Source organism: Bradyrhizobium sp. A11 (assembly GCF_042077125.1).
GTDB lineage: Bacteria > Pseudomonadota > Alphaproteobacteria > Rhizobiales > Xanthobacteraceae > Bradyrhizobium > Bradyrhizobium japonicum_B.
In genome coordinates this window covers 5,620,379-5,639,634 of the sequence record NZ_CP149509.1, presented here as the reverse complement: position 1 = coordinate 5,639,634, position 19,256 = coordinate 5,620,379, and the positions used below count along the sequence as shown (strand labels likewise).

The following is a 19,256-nucleotide window of genomic DNA, read 5'->3' as shown; positions in this document are numbered from 1 at the left end:
CTCCTACCGGTCCTGCTTCGACTGCGGCGTCACCGCGTCGTTGCGGCCACGCCATGGCGCGGGCGTCGCTGGCCGCAGGCTGGTGTAGGGCGCGATGGTCGACCGATAGCCGACCGGCGCGACCTTCGCCGCCGGATCGGCCGGATCGGCGGCCGCGACCTGCGTGGTGGCCGGCATGCAGCCGGACAGCGCCAGCGCAACCAGGGCCAGCAACGGCCAATAGAATCGAAAGTGTCGTCCACGCACCGCAGTTGTTGCGGCGGACTCCGCCCCGGAAAGCGTCAGCATGATTCATCCCTGATCTGAAAGACCACAGGCTCGCGCGCGCGAAAGAGCGCGCAACGGCCCGAAATCGTCGCGTCAGATCAGGCGATGGGAGGGCGGTAGTGCAGGGGCGGCGCCGCGCTGTGCAGGCCGGCCACGATCTCCGGCGCACAGGCGGTGACAGGCAGAAGCGGCATGGCGACGCTGGGCAGATCGGCCGGCAATGCGCTCACGCACATCATTGCGCAGCAGGGGCCGACAGTGCCCCGGTCGCCATGGTGATGCGGCGCCGGCGCATCCCGTTCGGCGGTCTGGTGATGCGCGTGCGGTCCGGCGTGCTGATGCGAGCTGGCGTCATGCCCGTGGCCAGCAGGCATCTGATGATGCGCCGGCACGGCCTCATCGAGGCAGGGCGCCGGGCCGTTGCTCCAGGCGAGGCTTGCTGCCGGCGCGAGCACGCAGAACAGATAGGCGAGGGCAATGAGGCGCCCTACCTTGATCCGCACCGATCGTCTCAATCGCAGCAACATTGCGTCGTCAGGTTCCCACGCGGCGATGGTGCCTGCGTTGATTGCAAGCTAATCGCAAAAGCGGCGGCCGCCAAGCACCTTGTTACCGCAGTGCACAGCGCATGCCCAATATCGCGCCACGATGCTTGACCATCAAGCGCCCAGCGAACATGTTCCGGCCGTGCTCGCGCCAAATCATCCAGGACAGAGACCGGCCTCCTTCACGCCTGATTCGCGTCAGGCCTGGGTGCGCCTCGTACTTGCGCTCGTCATCGGCTCGATCGGCGCCGTCGGCATGTGGGCGGTCGTGGTCGTGATTCCCGTGGTGCAGGCCGAATTCGGGGCGACGCGCGGCGCCGTGTCGCTCGCCTTCACGATGATGATGTTCGGTTTCGGGCTCGGCGGGGTGATCGCCGGCAAGATCACCGACCGGTTCGGCATCGTGCTCGCGATGGCGATCAGCATTGCCTTTCTCGGCATCGCCAATGTGCTCGCGGGCCTGTCGACACAGCTCTGGCAGTTTGTCGCCGCCTATTTCCTGATCGGCCTCGGCACCTCGGCGACCTTCGCGCCGCTGATGGCGGAAGCCTCGCATTGGTTCGAGCGCTATCGCGGCCTTGCCGTGACCATCGTCGCCAGCGGCAACTATGTCGCGGGAGCGATGTGGCCGCCGATCGTGAGCTGGGGCACCGAGACGATCGGCTGGCGCTACACCCATATCGGCATCGGCATCGTCTGCGCCAGCACGATGGCGCTTCTGGTCCTCGTCCTGCGCGCGCAGATGGGCGACGACCATGTCCGCGACCATGCCAATGCGCCGCCGCCCCGCGTCGATCTCAAGCTGTCGACCAACACGCTGACCGTGCTGCTCTCGATCGCCAGCATCTCCTGCTGCGTCGCCATGGCGATGCCGCAGGTGCACATCGTCGCCTATTGCGGCGATCTCGGCTACGGCGTGGCGCGCGGCGCCGAGATGCTGTCCTTGATGATGGGCTGCGGCATCATCAGCCGGATCGGCTCGGGCTATCTCGCCGACAAGATCGGCGGCATCCGCACGCTGCTGGTGGGATCGCTGGCGCAGGGCTTCGCGCTGGTGTTCTATCTGTTCTTCGACAGCCTCGCCTCGCTCTATCTCATCTCCGCGATGTTCGGCCTGTTCCAGGGCGGCATCGTGCCGAGCTACGCCATCATCGTGCGCGAGGCGATGCCGGCGAGCGAGGCGGCGACGCGCGTCGGCATCGTGATCTTCGCCTCGGTGTTCGGCATGTCCTTCGGCGGCTGGGTCTCGGGCGTGATCTTCGACGCCACCGGCTCCTACGGCGCGGCGTTCGCCAATGGCGTGGCCTGGAACGCGCTCAACATCAGCATCGTCGTGCTGCTGCTGATCCGCTCGCGGATGAGCGCGGTGAAAGCGGGCCCGGGGTTTGCGACTTAGACCGGCTCTTCCCTTCGGCAGCGAACAGCCGGATCTCGCATTTTCCGTTCGACTAATGCTTCCGCTTTGCGGCCGGCTTGGCTGGCTTGGCTGTGCGTACCTTGACTGCGCCTGTCTTGACTGCGCCTGCCTTGGCCTTGCCGGCCGGCTGCACGCGCAAGCCGTCGACGAACACGTCGAGCATGCGCAGCACCGAGGATTGCCAGCCGGGCTGGTCGTGCATGTAGCACATCCCGATCAAGGCCCTGAGCAGGTCCTCCGGGCTGATGTCGCCGCGCATCTGGCCGGCCGCGACGGCGCGGTCGAGCAGCGAGCCGATCGCCTTGGTCAGCCGCTCCATCGAGAACGCGGCGAGCTCCGACGAGCTCTGGAATGTCAGCGCCAGCGCGGCCGACATGCCTTTCTTGGTGGCAACGAACTCGACCCCCGAGCGCAGCCAGCGCCGTAACGCGTCGACCGGGTCCTTGGCGTTCTTCAACTGCTCGGCCAGCTCGCTGAGTTGCTCGACCTCGCGCCGGTACACCGCCTCGAACAGATCCTCGCGCGTTGGAAAATGCCGATAGAGCGTGCCGATGCCGACGCCGGCGCGCTTCGCGACGGCTTCCAGGCTGGCCTCGGGGCCTCCGGCGCTGAACACGGCCTTCGCAGCCTCGAGCACGCGGTCGCGGTTGCGCACGGCATCGGCGCGGGGCTTCCGAATCTGGTCGGCGTGGTCGTCCATGGTGCGCAATGTAGATCACGAATTGGTTAGATTGAACCCTCGCCGGACCTTCGCAGGGCTGCATCGCGTTGATGGTGCAAGCGCTTTCGACGAATTCCAAATATTTTCGCACCGGCCTTGTTAAACGGAGGGTGCCTCCGTATCTTCGCTGAGCTGTTGGCCGGCTTCCCACTGGCTGACGCATATCGACGGCGGCCACGGCGGTGGCGCGCTGCGCGATGATTCATGTCCAAATCTGATCGGAGCCTTGTATGAACCACTCCATCAGCCTCACCTTGAACGGTGCGCGGCGCGACTTCGTCCTCGACGATCCGCGCGTCACGCTGCTCGATCTCCTGCGTGAGCGCCTCCATCTCACCGGAACCAAGAAGGGATGCGATCGCGGCCAGTGCGGCGCCTGCACCATTCTGGTCGACGGCAAGCGCATCAATTCCTGTCTCGCGCTCGCCATCAGCCATGACGGCGCCGACATCCTGACCATCGAGGGCGTCGCGCGCGGCGACCAGCTGCATCCGGTGCAGGCCGCCTTCATCGCCCACGACGGATTCCAGTGCGGCTTCTGCACGCCGGGCCAGATCATGAGCGCGATCGGCATGATCCAGGAGGCGCAGGCCGGTAACGATCCCGAGCGCATCCGCGAATGCATGAGCGGCAATCTCTGCCGGTGCGGCGCCTATGCCGGCATCGTCGATGCCGTGCTCGATGCGCAAGGACAGATGGACCAATCCAATCAGAGGCGCTCGGCATGAAACCGTTCGATTACGTCCGGCCTGCGACGGTCGCCGAAGCCGTTGCCGCCGCCGCTCAGCCGGGTGCGGTCTACCTCGCCGCCGGCACCAATCTGCTCGATCTGATGAAAGGCGGCGTCAGCCGTCCGGATCGCCTGGTCGACGTCACCCATCTCGACGGGCTCGATGCCATCGAGACGCTTCCCGACGGCTCGTTGCGCATCGGCGCGCTGGTGAGCAATGCCGACCTCGCGCATGATCCGGCCTTTGCAAAGTCCTATCCGGCCGTCGCCGAGGCGCTGCTCTCCGGCGCTTCGGCGCAATTGCGCAATGCCGCGACCGTCGGCGGCAATCTGCTGCAACGGACGCGTTGCGCATATTTCTACGACACCGCCAGCCGCTGCAACAAGCGCGAGCCCGGCAGCGGCTGCGATGCCCGCGAGGGCGAGAACCGCGGCCACGCCGTGCTTGGCTGGAGCGAGAGCTGCATCGCCACGCATCCATCCGACTTCTGCGTGCCGCTGGTCGCGCTCGACGCCATCGTCGAGATCGAGGGCCGGAACGGCCGTCGCGAGATCGCGCTCGACGAGCTGCATCGCCTGCCCGGCGACACGCCGGCGCGCGAATCCGCGCTCGAGCCCGGCGACCTCATCGTCGCGGTGCGCCTGCCGCCGGCGGCGCGCACGTTCGCGGCGCATGCGCGCTACCTCAAGGTCCGCGAGCGCACGTCCTATGCCTTCGCAGTCGTCTCCGCCGCCGCCGCGTTGCGGATCGAGAACGGCAAGATCGCGGACGCCCGGCTTGCGCTCGGCGGCGTTGCCGCAAAGCCCTGGCGGGCCCGCGCCGCGGAAGACGTGCTGAGCGGCGTCGCGCCCACGGCAGACGTCTTCCAGGAAGCCGCCTGGCGTGCGCTGGCCGATGCGAAGCCGTCCGGCGACAACGCCTTCAAGATCGAGCTCGCGCGCCGCATCGTCGTGCGCGCGCTGCGACTGGCCGCCGCCGGTACGCCTGCGCGCATCCCTGCGCTGCCGGCGTCTCCCTTTGCTTCCACGTCCGGAGCCGTTCATGTCTGAGCTCAACCTCACCAGCGCACCTGCCCATATCAGGCACGGTTCGAACATCGGCCAGCCGCTGACCCGCCGCGACGGCGTCCTCAAGGTCACGGGGCAGGCGACCTATGCCGCCGACAATCATCCGCCCGGCATGCTCTATGCGGTGATCGCTGTTTCCAGCATCTCGCATGGCCGCGTGGTCTCGCTGGACGTCGCCGCCGCAAAACGCCATCCCGGCGTCGTCGACGTCATGACGCCGGACCACAAGCCGCAGCTGGCGATCGATCCGGAGATCAAGACCAATCCGTTCGTGTTCCGGATGGAAGCGTTGCAGAGCAAAGAAGTCCGCTACGCCAGCCAGCCCATCGCGGTCGTGATCGCGGAAACGCTGGAGGCGGCGACGGAGGGCGCGGAGCTGCTGGCGCCGCGCTACGAGGCCTTGCCTCCGCTGGTCGGGCTCGACGCCGGCGCGAGCTTCGTGCCGCCGGTCGTCGGCGTCGGCAACCCCACCGAGAATCACCGCGGCGACATCGAGGCCGGCCTTGCCGCGGCCGAGAAGCGGATCGAGGCGACTTACGAGACGCCGCCGCAATATCACAACGCGATGGAGCCGCACGGCATCGTCGCAAGCTGGGATGGCGACAGATTGTCGATCGACATGCCGACCCAGGGCCTGAAGCTGTCGCTGGCGCGCATTGCCGAACTGTTCGGCATCGCGCACGACAAGATCCATATCCGCAGTCCCTTCCTCGGCGGCGGCTTCGGCTCGAAGGGGCTGATGGGCGGGCCGCCGGTGCTCGGCATCATGGCGGCGAAGCTGGTCGGCAAGCCGGTCAAGCTGGTGCTGCGCCGTGAGCAGATGTACGGCCCGGTCGGCCATCGGGCGCCGACGCGTCAGCGCCTGCGTCTCGGCACTGACGGCGAGGGACGTCTGACCGCTCTCGATCACCATACGCGGACCGTGTCGAGCACGTTCGACGATTTCTACGAGCCCGCGGCCGATGCCTCGCACACGCTCTATGCGGCCCCCGCGATCCGCACCTCGCACGACGCCGTACGCGTCCACACGGGAACGCCGCTGTTCATGCGCGCGCCCGGCGAGGCGACGGGCTCGATTGCGCTGGAGAGCGCGATCGACGAGATGGCCTGGGCCTGCGGCATGGATCCGCTCGCCTTCCGCCTCAAGAACTACGCCGAGGTCGAGCCGATCAGCGGCAAGCCGTTTTCTTCAAAGGCGCTGCTGGCCTGTTACGAGCAGGGCGCCGCGCGCTTCGGCTGGGCCAAGCGTTCGCTGCAGCCACGGCAGATGCGCGACGATGCCGGCCTCCTGGTCGGCTGGGGCATGGGCACGGCGACGTTCCCGGCGCTGATGTTCCAGGCGGAAGCGCGCGCGGCGATCCGGCGCGACGGCTCGGGCGTGATGGAGATCGGCGCGCACGACATGGGGCAGGGCGCCTGGACCGCGCTGGCGCAGATCGCGGCCGACCAGCTCGGCCTCGACATCGATCGCGTCGAATTCAAGGCCGGCACGTCCGACCTGCCCGATGCCGGCATCGCCGGCGGCTCCGCGCATACGGCGACAGCAGGTGCTGCGATCCACAGCGCCGGCGCGGCCGTGATTGTGAAACTCGCTGACCTCGCGACCGGTGACGAGCGCTCGCCGCTGTTCGGCGCCGGCAATGCCGGCGTGATCGCGCGCGAAGGACGGCTGGTCCGGCGCGACGACGAGAGCCGCGGCGAAAGCTATTCCGAGATCCTGGCGCGTGCCGGCCTCGCCGAAGTCGAAGCCCGCGGCACCGGCGCGCCGAACCCGGCCGCGATGGAGGAATACGCGATGCACGCGCACGGCGCGGTGTTCGCGGAGGTGAAGGTCGATCCCGAGCTCGGCCAGATCCGCGTCAGCCGCATGGTCGGGGCCTTTGCCGCCGGGAGGATCGTCAATCCGCGCATGGTGCAGAGCCAGCTGTTCGGCGGCATGATCTGGGGCATTTCCTTTGCGCTGCACGAGGAGGCGATTACCGATCGCCGGACCGGCCGCATCATGAATGCCAATCTCGGCGAGTATCATGTCCCGGTGAATGCCGACGTGCCGCCGCTCGACGTCATCACGGTCGAGGAGCACGACCCCCACGTCAACGCGCTCGGCATCAAGGGCGTCGGCGAGATCGGCATCACCGGCAGCGCCGGAGCGGTCGCCAACGCGGTCTGGCATGCGACCGGCGTTCGTGTCCGCAAGTTTCCGATCCGGATCGAGGAGCTGCTGACGCCGCACTGAGGCGGCAGGTGAGGCGAGGTCTCCTCGCTCCGCCGGGTGTCAGTTCATCATCTTGCGGAGGGTCTTGATCTGCACTCGTAGCGCCGCGACGTATTTCTCGAGGGCTGCGCGCAGCTCTCGCGAGTGCAGCTGGTCGGCGTCGCTCAGCACATCATGGAGTGCGGCTTCGGCATTCACGGGGATGGTCTTCATGCGCGAACTCCGTCTACGAAGCGGCCCCGGAGAGCCCAAGAGAGCCTAAGAGTCCGGGGCCATAACCTCAGCACCTCTACGCCAGGCTGCTCGGCTATGCTTCTCAATATAGAGGCGGTTTGGCCGCCGGAAATTGAGCTGGCTCAATCTGCTTCGGAAAAGGCGGGGCCCCGTATCCTCCCGGATGCGGCCGATCGCGCGTCAGAACGTCGGCGGCGTGCAGGCCGAGATCACCTCGCACGGCTTGCCGCCGACGCAGCGGAAGCGATGCGGTCGGCGGCTCTCGAAATAATAGGCATCGCCCGGGTTGAGGATGCGCCGCTCGTCCTCGACGGTGACCTCGAGCTTGCCCGAAATCACGATGCCGCCTTCCTCGCCCTCGTGGACGAGGTGGACGCGTCCGGTGTCGCTGCCGGGCTCGTAGCGCTCTTTCAGGATCTGCAGATTGCGGCCGAATAGATTGTCGCCGATCTGACGGTAGGAGATCGGTTTCTTGCCGACCTCGGTGAGCTCCTCGGCACGGTAGAAGATCTTGCGCCGGGACTCCGGCTCCAGGGCGAAGAACTCGGCGAGCCCCATCGGGATGCCGTCGAGGATGCGCTTGAGCGCGCCGACCGAGGGGTTCATCTGGTTGGATTCGATCAGCGAGATCGTCGAGTTGGTGACCCCGGCGCGCTTGGCCAGCTCGCGCTGCGACAGCTTGTGGCGCGCCCGGATGAATCGCAGCCGTCCACCGATGTCGACGCTCATGAGCCCAGGTCCCTGTTGCGAGTGTTGCGGATCGCGCAAATATGGACCGGCAGGTCTAGACAAATCAATAGCTTGCGGCGCACCAGAAAAGGACTTGTTGCGCATGCCAAGCCGTGCCTCTGCTATGAAGTCAGCAAAGGAGCGCGGCCGTGACCCTTCATCAGATTCCGAACACTATCAAGACCGACTCGTTCTGGATGCCGTTCACGGCCAACCGGCAATTCAAGAAGGCACCGCGCCTGTTCTCCTCGGCCGAGGGCATGCACTACACCACCGTCGACGGCCGTAAGGTGATCGACGGCTCCGCCGGCCTCTGGTGCGTCAATGCCGGCCACGGCCGCAAGCAGATCGCCGCCGCGGTCGAACGCCAGCTGATGACGCTGGACTTCGCGCCTTCGTTCCAGATGGGCCATCCGCTGGCGTTCGACTTCGCCGAGCGGCTCGCCGAGATCGCGCCGAAGGGCCTCGACCGCGTCTTCTTCACCAATTCCGGCTCCGAGTCGGTCGACACCGCGCTGAAGATCGCGCTGGCCTATCACCGCGCCACCGGCCAGGCCAGCCGCACCCGCCTGATCGGCCGCGAGCGCGGCTATCACGGCGTCGGCTTCGGCGGCACCTCGGTCGGCGGCATGGTCGCCAACCGCCGCGCCTTCACGACCCTGCTGCCGGGCGTCGACCACATCCGCCATACCCACGACCTCAGCCGCAACGCCTTCGCCAAGGATCAGCCGGAGCATGGCGCCGAGCTCGCCGACGATCTCGAGCGTCTGGTCGCCCTGCATGGCGCCGAGACCATCGCCGCCGTCATCGTCGAGCCGGTGCCGGGCTCGACCGCGGTGCTGCCGCCGCCGAAGGGCTATCTGCAGCGCCTGCGCGAGATCTGCGACAAGCACGGCATCCTCTTGATCTTCGACGAGGTCATCACCGGCTTCGGCCGTCTCGGCACGCCGTTCGCCGCCAATTTCTTCGGCGTCACGCCGGATCTGATGACAACGGCCAAGGGCATCACCAACGGCACCATTCCCTGCGGCGCGGTGTTCGCGAGCCGCAAGGTTCACGACGGGCTGATGGTCGGCCCGGAGAACCAGATGGAGCTGTTCCACGGCTACACCTATTCGGCGCATCCGACCGCCTGCGCCGCCGGCATCGCGACGCTCGACATCTACAAGGACGAAGGCCTGCTGACGCGCGGTGCGTCGATCGCCGAATATTGGCGCGATACGCTGCACCAGCTGAAGGGCCTGCCGAACGTCGTCGACATCCGCAATTGCGGCCTGATGGGCGCGGTCGAGCTGGCGCCGCGCGACGGTGTCGTCGGTGCGCGCGGCTATGACGTGATGGTCGACTGCTTCAACACCGGCCTTTATCTGCGCATGAGCGGCGACTCGTTCGCGATGTCGCCCCCGCTCATCGTCGAGAAGAGCCATATCGACCAGATGGTCTCGATCCTCGGCGACGCCATCAAGAAGGTGGCCTGATAATTGCTCTCGCCGCTAGCGAGTTGTGTTCTTGCAGCGGCGAAAAGTGATGCCGCGGGAGTTTGACCAAGCGTGAAAGTTCTGATCCTCGGCAGCGGTGTCATCGGTGTCACCTCTGCCTACTACCTCGCACGTGCCGGCCACGAGGTGACGGTCGTCGACCGTCAGCCCGAGCCGGCGCTGGAGACGTCCTTCGCCAATGCCGGCGAGGTGTCGCCCGGCTATTCCTCGCCCTGGGCCGGCCCCGGCGTGCCGGTGAAGGCGGTCAAGTGGCTCTTGATGAAGCACGGCCCGCTGGTGATCCGGCCCAAGCTCGATCCCGTGATGTGGGTCTGGCTGCTCAAGATGCTGCGCAACTGCACCAGCGCGCGCTACGCGGTCAACAAGAGCCGGATGATTCCGATCGCGGAGTACAGCCGCGACGCCTTGCGCGATCTGCGCCGCGACATCGGCATCCAGTATGACGAGCGCGCGCAAGGCACGCTGCAGCTGTTCCGCTACCAGGCCCAGCTCGACGGCACCGCCGAGGACATCGCCGTGCTCAAGCAATATGGCGTGCCGTTCGAGGTGCTGAGCCGCGAGGGCTGCATCGCAGCGGAGCCGGCGCTCGCGGGCGTCAAGGAGAAATTCGTCGGCGGGCTGCGCCTGCCACAGGATGAGACCGGCGACTGCCACATGTTCACGCAGGCGCTGGCCAAGCATGCCGAAGCGCTCGGCGTGCGCTTCCTGTTCAACACCTCGATCGACCGCATCGTCACCGAGGGCGCCCGCGTCAGCGGCGTTGCGACCAGCGCCGGCCTGTTGCAGGCCGACGCCTATGTGCTCGCGCTCGGCAGCTGGTCGTCCCGGCTGGTCGCGCCGCTCGGCATCTCGCTGCCGGTCTATCCGGTCAAGGGTTATTCGATCACGGTACCGATCAAGGACGCCTCCGGCGCGCCGGAATCGACCGTGATGGACGAGAGCTACAAGGTCGCGATCACGCGATTGGGCGATCGCGTCCGCGTCGGCGGCACCGCGGAAATCTCCGGCTATTCGGACAAGCTCTATGACGCCCGCCGTGCAACGCTCGATCATTCGCTCACAGACCTGTTCCCACGCGGCGGCGATCTCACCAAGGCGACATTCTGGAGCGGCCTGCGCCCGATGACGCCCGACGGCCCGCCCGTGATCGGCCGGACGCACTACGCCAATCTCCACCTCAACACCGGCCACGGTACGCTCGGCTGGACGATGTCCTGCGGCTCGGGCCGCGTGCTCGCCGACATGCTGTCGGGCAAGAAGCCGGACATCGACGTCAGTGCGCTGTCGGTGGAGCGGTACAAGCACCGGTTCGGGTAAGACTTTCTGCGCGTCATTGCGAGGAGCGAAGCGACGAAGCATTCCAGACTGTCTCCGCAGAGGCATCTCTGGATTGCTTCCGCCTTCGCCAAAGGCTTCGGCGGACAAGTCGCTGCGCTCGCAATGACGATGTGGAGGCGACGTGCGTCCAAATCCATCACCGTCACCCTGAGGCGGCCGCTTCTTCAGCGGCCCTCGAAGGGCGACGGCCCGGCTGCATCTGGGCCGTGCATCCTTCGAGGCTTTCCGCGGAACGCGTTGCATCCCACGCCTCGCGCCTCAGGATGACGGGTCGAGCCCGCGGTTCGCGGGATCAAGGTCGCTTCCGACGCGCAGAGATGATGCGGGCGATGTGGCCATCATCGCCGTACATCTTGTCCCAAAGATTGACGCCGGACGCCCACGATCTGATCCAGTCCTCGAAACTGGGAGAGTCCTCGAAGAATGCGTCGGTCCAGTCGTCTCCATCGTGTTCGTTCGGATCGAAAACCTGCATCCTTGAAGCCGGATCCAGACAATCGATGCAAGAATAGATGGCGCATCCCCAATAGCAGATCGGTAGCAGGCCATGGGGCCATCTTAGCTCCGGTGCGCTTCGATAGACCTCGTAAAGCGCAACAGCGGTCCTGTCGGTGTCGTCGGGAACTCCGTTCGTCAAACCGATGATTCCGTATCCAGGTCCGAATCCTCCATTTCCGATCTCTGCGTAAATCCGCTTCAAAAGCGCCGGCAGCCGAAAGCGGAGGTGCTTCTCGTCATCGGCGATATCGCCTGCATTAGCGGGAATCAGCCCCGTGCGTGGAGTTCGGCCCAGATCTGTAACATCAGTCTTCAGCCGTTGTCGGATCGCAGCAATGATGAGGTCATCCATCGACGAGGGGCCTTAGCCTTTGGGAACGCCCTCGTACTGTGCGTGGAGGTGGGAACGGCTGCAACTTACCCCGCCCCCGTCACGCAATTCACCCACAGCACCACGGCGTTCGCATCATTCGCCGGATTGGAGAACCGGTGCGGCCGGCGGCTGGCGAAGCGAAAGCTGTCCCCTCGCTTCAGCGACCAGGTCTCGCTGTCCACCGTCAGCAGCATCTCGCCTTCGAGCACGAGCCCGGCTTCCTCGCCGTCGTGGGTGTAGAGTTCGTCGCCGGTGGAGCCGCCGGGCTCCAGATGCACCAGGAACAGGTTGAGCTTGCTGTCGGCGCTCGCCGGGCTCAGCAGCTGCTTGGATACGCCGGTGCGCCACAGCTTCAATTCCGGGCGCTGCAGCCCGCGCGTCACCACCTGGTCGGATCCGCCGTCGGCGCTCGGGCTCGCGCCGAACAATGCGGCGATGCCGACGCCGAGCACGTCGGCGAGCGTCGCCAGCACGCGCAGCGAGGGCGAGGACAGGCCGCGCTCGATCTGGCTGAGGAAGCCGATCGACAGCTCGGTGCGCGCCGCAACCGTCTCCAGCGAGAATTGCCTGACGCGCCTGAGATCCCGGATGCGGCGGCCGACCGCGACGTCCATCGCGGGCTCCGCCGGTTTGGTCACGGCCTTGGACTTCGCCCGCTTCGCCGGCTTTGCGGCGGCCGGTTTGCGCATTCTCTTGCCACCGCTCACGTCAAACCGCTTCCTTCATGTGCATGAAAACCGCTTGCATCGTCAGCGAAAGTGTGACCAAATTTTCATATTGGTGAAAATAGGCCGAAACGGCGCGGCCCGCAACGTCTGATCACGACATCCGCGAAGCGCCGCCGCCGGCCGGGCCCAAAGGGGGATGCGATGAAGCGTTTTGGTCTGGCCGCGGTCGCGGCACTCGCACTTGCCACCGTCGTGCCGGCGTCGGCGCAACAGGTGCTGAAGGTCGGCTCGACGCCGACGGGCATTCCCTTCACCTTCCTCGACACCAAGACCAATACCATCCAGGGCATCATGGTCGATCTCATCACCGAGGTCGGCAAGGACGCCGGCTTCAACGTGCAGATCGAGCCGATGCAGTTCTCGGCGCTGATCCCGTCGCTGACCTCGAGCAAGATCGACATCATTGCCGCCGCGATGTTCATCACCCCGCCGCGCAAGGAGGTCGTCGATTTCTCCGACCCGATCTACAGCTACGGCGAGGGCCTCGTGGTGCCGAAGACCGACACCAAGTCCTACGCCACGCAGGACGATCTGAAAGGCGCGACGGTCGGCGCCCAGGTCGGCACCGCCTTCGTCGACGCATTGAAGAAGACCGGCCTGTTCGCCGAGGTGAAGGCCTACGACACCATTCCCGACATCCTGCGCGACGTGAACACCGGCCGCCTCAAGGCCGGCTATGCCGATTATCCGATCCTCGCCTACAATCTGAAGCAGGGCGGCTTCCCCGAGGTGCGGCTGGTCGACGGCTACAAGCCGGTCACGGTCGGCTCGGTCGGCATCGGCGTCCGCAAGGGCGAAGCTGCGCTGCTCGGCAAGATCAACGCCTCGCTCGCGAAGCTCAAGGCCAACGGCACCATCGAGAAGATCCTGGATAAATGGGGCCTGAAGGCCCAGGGTTGATCAAGCGGTGCTGATCGTCAGCGACGGATCGATGAAGGCTGCGCGATGAAAGGATTTTGGCACGACGCCGCCGAGTTCTTCCCGATCCTGATGAGCGGCGTCGCGCTGACGATTCTCGTCACGATCGGCTCGCTGCTGCTCTCGACGGTGCTTGGCCTCGTCTGGGCGATGATGCGGGTCTCCGGCATCAAGCCGCTGTCGATGCTCAGCGCCAGCCTGATCAACGTGATCCGCGGCATCCCGATCATCGTGCTGTTGTTCTATCTCTACTTCGTGATGCCCGAACTCGGCGTCACGCTGTCGGCCTTGCAGGCCGCGATCCTCGGCCTCGGCATCGCCTATTCGGCCTACCAGGCCGAAAACTTCCGCGCCGGAATCGAGGCAATCGACAAGGGCCAGATCGAGGCGGCGCAGTCGATCGGCATGGGCTGGTGGCTCACCATGCGCCGCGTGGTGCTGCCGCAGGCCGTGCGCATCGTGCTGCCGCCTTACGGCAACGTCATGATCATGATGCTGAAGGATTCCTCGCAGGCCTCCACCATCACGGTCGCGGAGCTCGCGCTGCAGGGCAAGCTGATCGCGTCCTCGACCTTCAAGAACACCAGCGTGTTCACGCTGGTGGCGCTGATGTATCTCACCATGAGCATTCCGCTGATCCTCCTGGTCCGTCACTTCGAGAAGCGGGCCGGCAAGCGATGATCGAGCTGAACGACGTCCACAAGAGCTTCGGCAAGGTCGAGGTGCTCAAGGGCATCACGGCCTCCGTCGAGAAGGGCGAGGTGGTCTGCATCGTCGGTCCCTCCGGCTCCGGCAAGTCCACCATCCTGCGCTGCATCAACGGGCTGGAAAGCTACGATCGCGGCGACATCAGCATCGAGGGCCTGAAGGTCGACCGCGATGCGCCGTCGATCGTGAACATCCGCACCCAGGTCTCGATGGTGTTCCAGCGCTTCAACCTGTTCCCGCATCGCACAGCGCTGGAGAACGTGATCGAGGGACCGCTGTTCGTGAAGAAGGAGCCGCGGGCCCAGGCGCTGGAGCGCGGCCGCGCGCTGCTCGCCCAGGTCGGCCTCGCCGAGAAGGCCGATGCGCATCCGCCGCAGCTCTCCGGCGGCCAGCAGCAGCGCGTCGCGATCGCGCGGGCGCTGGCGATGCAGCCCAAGGCCATTTTGTTCGACGAGCCGACCTCGGCGCTCGACCCTGAACTGGTCGGCGACGTGCTCGGCGTGATGCGCAAGCTCGCCGACGACGGCATGACCATGGTCGTCGTCACCCACGAGATGGGCTTTGCCCGCGACGTCGCCGACCGCGTGCTGTTCATCGACGGCGGCGTCATCGTCGAGCAAGGGGCGGCCAAGACCGTCCTCAATCAACCCCAGCATCCGCGCACGCAGGATTTTCTCCGCCGCGTGCTGCATCCGCTCTGACCGGTCTTTCGCCATGTCGCGCCTGCCTTTGCCGCCCTCGCTCTATGCCGACACCGCGGTCGCGCCGGTGGCAACGCCGCCGCTCGACGTCGACAGGAATGTCTCGATTGCGATCGTCGGCGGCGGCTACACCGGGCTTTCGACCGCGCTGCACCTGGCCGAGCAGGGCGTCGAGGCCCTGGTGCTGGAGGCGCAGGAGCCGGGTTGGGGCGCCTCCGGCAACAACGGCGGTCATACCAATCCCGGGTTGAAGCACGATCCCGATCAGATCGAGGCCGATTTCGGCCCTGAGCTCGGCCGCCGCATGATCGAGTTCGCCTACGGCACCACCAACTTCACCCATGATCTGATCCGCCACTACCAGATCCCGTGCGAGGCACGGCAGAACGGCACGCTGCGCGCGGCTTACAACGAGGCGAGCGCCGCCGCGATCGAGAAGACAACGCAGCAATGCATCCGCCGCGGCATGCCGGTGACCCATCTGAACCGCGAGCAGCTCCGCGCGATGACCGGCACCGACCGCTACATCGGCGCGATGCTGGATACGCGCGGCGGCGATCTGCATCCGCTGAGCTATGCCCGCGGCCTCGCGCGCGCCGCGATCTCGGCGGGCGCGAAGGTGCATGGCGAGACGCCGGCGCTGTCGCTGCGCCGCGAGGGCACCCGCTGGCGCATCGAGACGCCGCGGGCAATCGTGCATGCCGACAAGGTCCTGCTCGCCACCAACGGTTTCACTGACGATCTCTGGCCGGCGCTTCGCCGCACCATCGTGCCGGTGTTCTCCTCGATCGCCGCCACCGCACCGCTCTCCGATGCGGTGGCGCGCTCGATCATGCCGACGCGTCCGGTGCTCTACGAGAGCGGCCACATCACGGTCTACTACCGCATCGATCAGGACAATCGTCTCCTGATGGGCGGCCGCGGCCCGATGCGCTGGATCAAGTCGCCGTACGATGTCGCCTATCTCATGCGGTACGCTGAGCGGCTATGGCCGCAGCTCAAGGGCGTTGCCTGGACCCACGGCTGGAACAGCCGGCTCGCCATCACCGCGGATCACTATCCCCATGTGCATGAGCCGGCCGAGAGCGTCCTGATCTCGCTCGGCTGCAACGGCCGCGGCGTTGCGCTCGCGACCGCGATGGGCGCGCAGCTCGCGCGCCGGCTGATCGACGGCGCCAAGGCGGAGATCGACATGCCGATCACGGGCATCAAGCCGATTCCGATGCACGCGTTCTGGCCAGTCGGAGTAACGACCGCTGTGATCGCAGGCCGGGTGCGGGACCGGCTCGGCATCTGAAAAAGGCGCCGCCCGGTGAGGAGCGACGCCTAACGCAATGGCAGATTGGGCTTCAGCAGCGGCCCTGCTTCCACAGGCCGGGCGGGCAGCTGTGACCGCGCCAGCCGACCTTGCGCCCGTGGTACCATCCGAACGACTTGCCATGGTGATGATGGCCCATCTTATGGCCATGACCATGGCCGTGACCGCCGCCATGACCGCCGCCATGTCCGCCCTTGGCCAGTGCAGGGCCTGTCAATGTAAAGCCGGCCGCGATGATCAGCGACGCGGCGAGCGCAAGTTTCTTCATCATGTCCTCCACAGGGATGAGCGCATTTGTCCGTTGAGCGAACGAACCGTACGCAGCTAAGTTCCCCGCGAATGTGGAGGAGTGATGATGCTCGCCCGGATGCGTAATCGCACGAGAACTCAACGCGCGCTGGCAGACTCGCGCAGCGATCCCTCGCGCTCAGGCTTCCGCGACCGCGTCGGCCCAGGGCTGGAAGATCTCGACCGCGCCGAAATTCGTGTCGCCCTCGCGCATCACCACGCTCGGGCAGGCGAATTTCTGCGGTAGCGTCTGCACGCGGGTCTCTTCATAGTCGAAGCGCGCGGCCAGAGTCTTGCGCACCTCCTCCGGCAGGCGAGCATCGCCGATCACCACCGCGCCTTCGCTGGCGTCGATGCGCGGCTGATGGATCGCGGCGTCGAGGTCCATGCCGTAATCCATCGCGAACGAGACGAGCTGCAGCACCGACGGCAGGATGCGGCGGCCGCCGGATGCGCCGACCGCGAGGCGCTTGCCGTCCCCGGTCTCGGCGATGACGGGCGTATAGTTGCAGAGGCAGCGCTTGCCGGGCGCGAGCGAGTTGGTGGTGCCGGGCGTCGGATCGAACCACATGATGCCGTTGTTCATGGCGATGCCGGTGTGCGGCGTCACATATCGCGAGCCAAAGGACGAGAGCAGCGTCTGCGTCACCGCGGCGATGTTGCCGTGGCGGTCGACCACGGAGAAATGCGTGGTGCAGGCCGGGGCCAGATATTCGGCGCCGAGCGAGCGTTTGCCGTCGGCATCGCCCATGTCCTTGAGCCGCTCGCGGAAGGCCGCCTGCAGAGCGAGTGCATATTCGGCATAGGCGGCCGCGTCTGGCGCGCCTGCCGGCGTCAGGCTCTGCTGCAGCAGGCGCAGCGCGTGCGCCATGGTGGGCCCGGCCGTGAGCTCGGGCGTCGCATACACCTTGCCGCCGCGATACGGGATCGTCAGCGGCTCGCGCAGATGCGCGCGGAAGGCGGCGAGGTCCTCGACCGACAGCGAACCGCCGTCGGCCTTGACGTCGGAGGTGATGCTCCGGGCGAGATCGCCGTGGTAGAAGTCGCGCGGCCCGGCCTCGGCGAGATGCGACAGCGTCGCCTTCAGCGTGTCCTGCGGCAGCCGCGTCTCGGCCTTGATGCCCCATGGCGCGCTCGGCGGCAGGCCGTCCTTCAGGAATGCCGCCGCGCTGGCGGGATAGCGCCTGAGATCGGCGGCCGAGCCCGAGATCGTCACCGTGGTCCACCAATCGACCAGCAGGCCTTCGCCGGCGAGCCTGGCCGCCGGCGTCACCAGATCCTTCCACGGCATCTTGGCGTAGCGGCGATGCGCCTCCTCCATCCCGGCGACGACGCCGGGCACGGCGATCGAACCGGGACCGTGGATGTTGCGATCGTCCTTCACCCGCGGCCAGGGGAAGAGATCGGACGCAGCGCCTTCGCCGCTGAGCGGATAGTCGGCGACGCGCAGGCTCTGCGGCGCGCACATGCCGTAATCGATTACTTCATAGCGATTTTCCTTGGCGCGGAAGAGCACCATCGCACCACCGCCGCCGATGCCGCTGTTCCAGGGCTCGAGCACGTTCAGCGCCATGGTCGTGGCCACGACCGCGTCCACGCAGTCGCCGCCCGCCGCCAGCACCTGTGCCCCGACTTCGGCCGCCCGCCGCGATTGCGAGGCGACGATGCCGCCCTTGGACGTGACGGCGGGTTTGCGGACGGTTTGGTTGAGGCTGAACTGATGAGGCATGATGTCGTCTTGTTGTTCTGGGCTGGCTTCGCTGCGCTGACTTGCTCCGCGATTGGCGAAGCCCGCGGACAATGGCACATTGCGGCCAACGAGAACATCCAAAGGGAGGCGCGACATGGCTGGTGTGAAACGGGCGCGGGATGGCGCGGTCGGAATCCTGACGCTCGACGAGCCGGCGAGCCTGAATGCGATGACGCCGGACCTGCTCGGCGCGCTCGCCGCCGCCATCGGCGAGATGTCGCAGGACGAGACTATTCGGGCCCTGGTCCTGACCGGCGCGGGACGCGGCTTCTGCTCGGGACAGAACCTGAAGGCTTCGGAGGCGCTGGGCGAAGATATCGCGGCCGGCGTCATGCGTTTCTACTGGCCGGCCTTCAAGGCGCTCCGCGAGTGCCGCGTGCCCGTCGTCGTCGCCGTGAACGGGGTGGCGGCCGGCGGCGGCTTCAGCCTCGCCATGGCCGGCGACATCATCGTCGCGGCGCGGTCGGCCAGCTTCATCCAGGTGTTCAGCCGCATCGCGCTGGTGCCGGATCTCGGCTCGACCTGGCTGCTGCCGCGGCTGATCGGCCGGCAGCGCGCGCTCGAGCTGATGCTGCTGAACGAGCCGCTGACGGCAGAGCGTGCCCAGGAGATCGGCCTGGTGCGCCAGGTCGTCGACGACGCGAAGCTGATGGACGAGGCGCTTGCTTTGGCGCGCCGGCTCGCCGAGGGCCCGACGCGCGCTTTGGTCGCAACCCGCCTGCTGGTCGAGGAGAGCGAGCATGCGACCTACGAGGCTCAATTCCGCCGCGAGATCGAGCTTCAGGCCACCATCCGCAAGAGCGCGGATGCGGTCGAAGGCCGCAATGCCTTCGTCGAAAAGCGCAAGGCGAAGTTCACGGGGAGATGAGGCGGGAGCACGCCTGTCCCCCCAACCGTCATGCCCGGGCTTGTCCCGGGCATCCACGTCTTCGTGTCCGCATCCCCAGAACGTGGATGGCCGGGACAAGCCCGGCCATGACGAAGGATAGACGGAGACTAACGAGGAAGCAGCGGAGACCGCAGCGTCACAGCCCGCGGTTCAGCCGGCTGGCCTGATACTTGGCGCGCCATTTCGGGCCGGGCCCGCGCATATAGTGGAGTTCGGGGCGGTAGGGGTCGCCGGCGACCCTGACCAGCGTCTGCCATTTGGCGGCGACGAAGCTCAAGGGGTGGCGAAGGAGGCTCAGGGAGGCGATCAACATGACATCACC

Annotated in this window: 21 protein-coding genes; 11 read left to right on the top strand and 10 right to left on the bottom strand. The window is 66.6% G+C overall.

Annotation, left to right across the window (positions count from 1 at the left end; all coding sequences use genetic code 11):
* Positions 1-3: 3 nt before the first annotated feature.
* Both WI560_RS26500 and WI560_RS26495 read right to left on the bottom strand, forming a co-directional pair.
* Positions 4-288: a hypothetical protein gene (locus WI560_RS26500; RefSeq protein WP_375305561.1), complete on the bottom strand. Its 285-nt coding sequence runs from the start codon at positions 286-288 to the stop codon at positions 4-6.
* 77 nt (positions 289-365) lie between these two features.
* Positions 366-794, bottom strand: coding sequence for a hypothetical protein (locus WI560_RS26495; RefSeq protein ID WP_375305560.1), 429 nt, complete (start codon positions 792-794; stop codon positions 366-368).
* A gap of 226 nt (positions 795-1,020) precedes the next feature.
* Here WI560_RS26495 and WI560_RS26490 point away from each other — a divergent pair, with 226 nt between their 5' ends.
* Positions 1,021-2,208 carry an MFS transporter gene (locus WI560_RS26490; RefSeq protein ID WP_375305559.1) on the top strand — a complete coding sequence of 396 codons (1,188 nt, stop codon included), beginning with the start codon at positions 1,021-1,023 and terminating at the stop codon, positions 2,206-2,208.
* Positions 2,209-2,260: 52 nt separating this feature from the next.
* On the opposite strand, the gene WI560_RS26485 is transcribed toward WI560_RS26490, so the two are convergent.
* Complete coding sequence (locus tag WI560_RS26485) at positions 2,261-2,929, bottom strand: TetR/AcrR family transcriptional regulator (RefSeq protein ID WP_375305558.1); 669 nt, start codon at positions 2,927-2,929, stop codon at positions 2,261-2,263.
* 251 nt (positions 2,930-3,180) lie between these two features.
* On the opposite strand from WI560_RS26485, the gene WI560_RS26480 reads away from it, so the two are divergent.
* From WI560_RS26480 to WI560_RS26470, 3 genes are read left to right on the top strand one after another with little or no spacing between them, the layout of a single operon-like run.
* A complete protein-coding gene (locus WI560_RS26480) occupies positions 3,181-3,678 on the top strand; it encodes a (2Fe-2S)-binding protein (RefSeq protein ID WP_375305557.1) in 498 nt (165 codons plus the stop codon).
* Positions 3,675-4,730: an FAD binding domain-containing protein gene (locus tag WI560_RS26475; protein WP_375305556.1), complete on the top strand. Its 1,056-nt coding sequence runs from the start codon at positions 3,675-3,677 to the stop codon at positions 4,728-4,730. Before WI560_RS26480 ends, WI560_RS26475 begins: the two co-directional genes overlap by 4 nt.
* Complete coding sequence (locus tag WI560_RS26470) at positions 4,723-6,984, top strand: xanthine dehydrogenase family protein molybdopterin-binding subunit (protein WP_375305555.1); 2,262 nt, start codon at positions 4,723-4,725, stop codon at positions 6,982-6,984. Before WI560_RS26475 ends, WI560_RS26470 begins: the two co-directional genes overlap by 8 nt.
* Before the next feature lie 39 nt (positions 6,985-7,023).
* On the opposite strand, the gene WI560_RS26465 is transcribed toward WI560_RS26470, so the two are convergent.
* Positions 7,024-7,176 (bottom strand): hypothetical protein, encoded by a 153-nt coding sequence (locus tag WI560_RS26465; protein ID WP_375305554.1) that lies wholly within the window; start codon positions 7,174-7,176, stop codon positions 7,024-7,026.
* Between the two features lie 201 nt (positions 7,177-7,377).
* Positions 7,378-7,926, bottom strand: a complete 549-nt coding sequence (locus WI560_RS26460; protein ID WP_028134606.1) for a cupin domain-containing protein — start codon at positions 7,924-7,926, stop codon at positions 7,378-7,380.
* 149 nt (positions 7,927-8,075) lie between these two features.
* Between WI560_RS26460 and WI560_RS26455 the strand changes: the two genes are divergently transcribed.
* Complete coding sequence (locus WI560_RS26455; RefSeq protein ID WP_375305553.1) at positions 8,076-9,404, top strand: aspartate aminotransferase family protein; 1,329 nt, start codon at positions 8,076-8,078, stop codon at positions 9,402-9,404.
* Between the two features lie 72 nt (positions 9,405-9,476).
* Positions 9,477-10,742, top strand: coding sequence for a D-amino acid dehydrogenase (locus WI560_RS26450; RefSeq protein ID WP_375305552.1), 1,266 nt, complete (start codon positions 9,477-9,479; stop codon positions 10,740-10,742).
* Between the two features lie 313 nt (positions 10,743-11,055).
* Here WI560_RS26450 and WI560_RS26445 read toward each other — a convergent pair whose 3' ends face one another.
* Complete coding sequence (locus WI560_RS26445; RefSeq protein ID WP_375305551.1) at positions 11,056-11,613, bottom strand: SMI1/KNR4 family protein; 558 nt, start codon at positions 11,611-11,613, stop codon at positions 11,056-11,058.
* A 65-nt stretch (positions 11,614-11,678) separates the two neighbouring features.
* Positions 11,679-12,323 (bottom strand): helix-turn-helix domain-containing protein, encoded by a 645-nt coding sequence (locus tag WI560_RS26440; protein WP_375305550.1) that lies wholly within the window; start codon positions 12,321-12,323, stop codon positions 11,679-11,681.
* Between the two features lie 180 nt (positions 12,324-12,503).
* On the opposite strand from WI560_RS26440, the gene WI560_RS26435 reads away from it, so the two are divergent.
* Genes WI560_RS26435 through WI560_RS26420 form a run of 4 tightly spaced genes read left to right on the top strand, consistent with a single transcriptional unit; the run spans position 12,504 to position 15,986 of the window.
* A complete protein-coding gene (locus tag WI560_RS26435; RefSeq protein WP_375305549.1) occupies positions 12,504-13,262 on the top strand; it encodes an ABC transporter substrate-binding protein in 759 nt (252 codons plus the stop codon).
* A gap of 45 nt (positions 13,263-13,307) precedes the next feature.
* Positions 13,308-13,961: an amino acid ABC transporter permease gene (locus WI560_RS26430; protein ID WP_028134612.1), complete on the top strand. Its 654-nt coding sequence runs from the start codon at positions 13,308-13,310 to the stop codon at positions 13,959-13,961.
* A complete protein-coding gene (locus WI560_RS26425) occupies positions 13,958-14,689 on the top strand; it encodes an amino acid ABC transporter ATP-binding protein (RefSeq protein WP_375305548.1) in 732 nt (243 codons plus the stop codon). The genes WI560_RS26430 and WI560_RS26425 overlap by 4 nt, the downstream gene beginning before the upstream one ends.
* A 13-nt stretch (positions 14,690-14,702) precedes the next feature.
* The gene (locus WI560_RS26420) at positions 14,703-15,986 is read left to right on the top strand and encodes an NAD(P)/FAD-dependent oxidoreductase (protein ID WP_375305547.1); all 1,284 of its coding nucleotides are present in this window, start codon (positions 14,703-14,705) and stop codon (positions 15,984-15,986) included.
* A 52-nt stretch (positions 15,987-16,038) separates the two neighbouring features.
* Here the strand turns inward: WI560_RS26420 and WI560_RS26415 are convergent, their stop codons facing one another.
* The gene (locus tag WI560_RS26415) at positions 16,039-16,278 is read right to left on the bottom strand and encodes a hypothetical protein (protein WP_375305546.1); all 240 of its coding nucleotides are present in this window, start codon (positions 16,276-16,278) and stop codon (positions 16,039-16,041) included.
* A gap of 156 nt (positions 16,279-16,434) precedes the next feature.
* The gene (locus tag WI560_RS26410) at positions 16,435-18,024 is read right to left on the bottom strand and encodes a gamma-glutamyltransferase family protein (RefSeq protein WP_375305545.1); all 1,590 of its coding nucleotides are present in this window, start codon (positions 18,022-18,024) and stop codon (positions 16,435-16,437) included.
* A 115-nt stretch (positions 18,025-18,139) separates the two neighbouring features.
* On the opposite strand from WI560_RS26410, the gene WI560_RS26405 reads away from it, so the two are divergent.
* Positions 18,140-18,913 (top strand): enoyl-CoA hydratase-related protein, encoded by a 774-nt coding sequence (locus WI560_RS26405; protein ID WP_375305544.1) that lies wholly within the window; start codon positions 18,140-18,142, stop codon positions 18,911-18,913.
* Positions 18,914-19,070: 157 nt separating this feature from the next.
* Here the strand turns inward: WI560_RS26405 and WI560_RS26400 are convergent, their stop codons facing one another.
* On the bottom strand, positions 19,071-19,247 hold the full coding sequence (locus WI560_RS26400) for a hypothetical protein (RefSeq protein ID WP_375161803.1): 177 nt from the start codon (positions 19,245-19,247) through the stop codon (positions 19,071-19,073).
* Between the last annotated feature and the right edge of the window lie 9 nt (positions 19,248-19,256).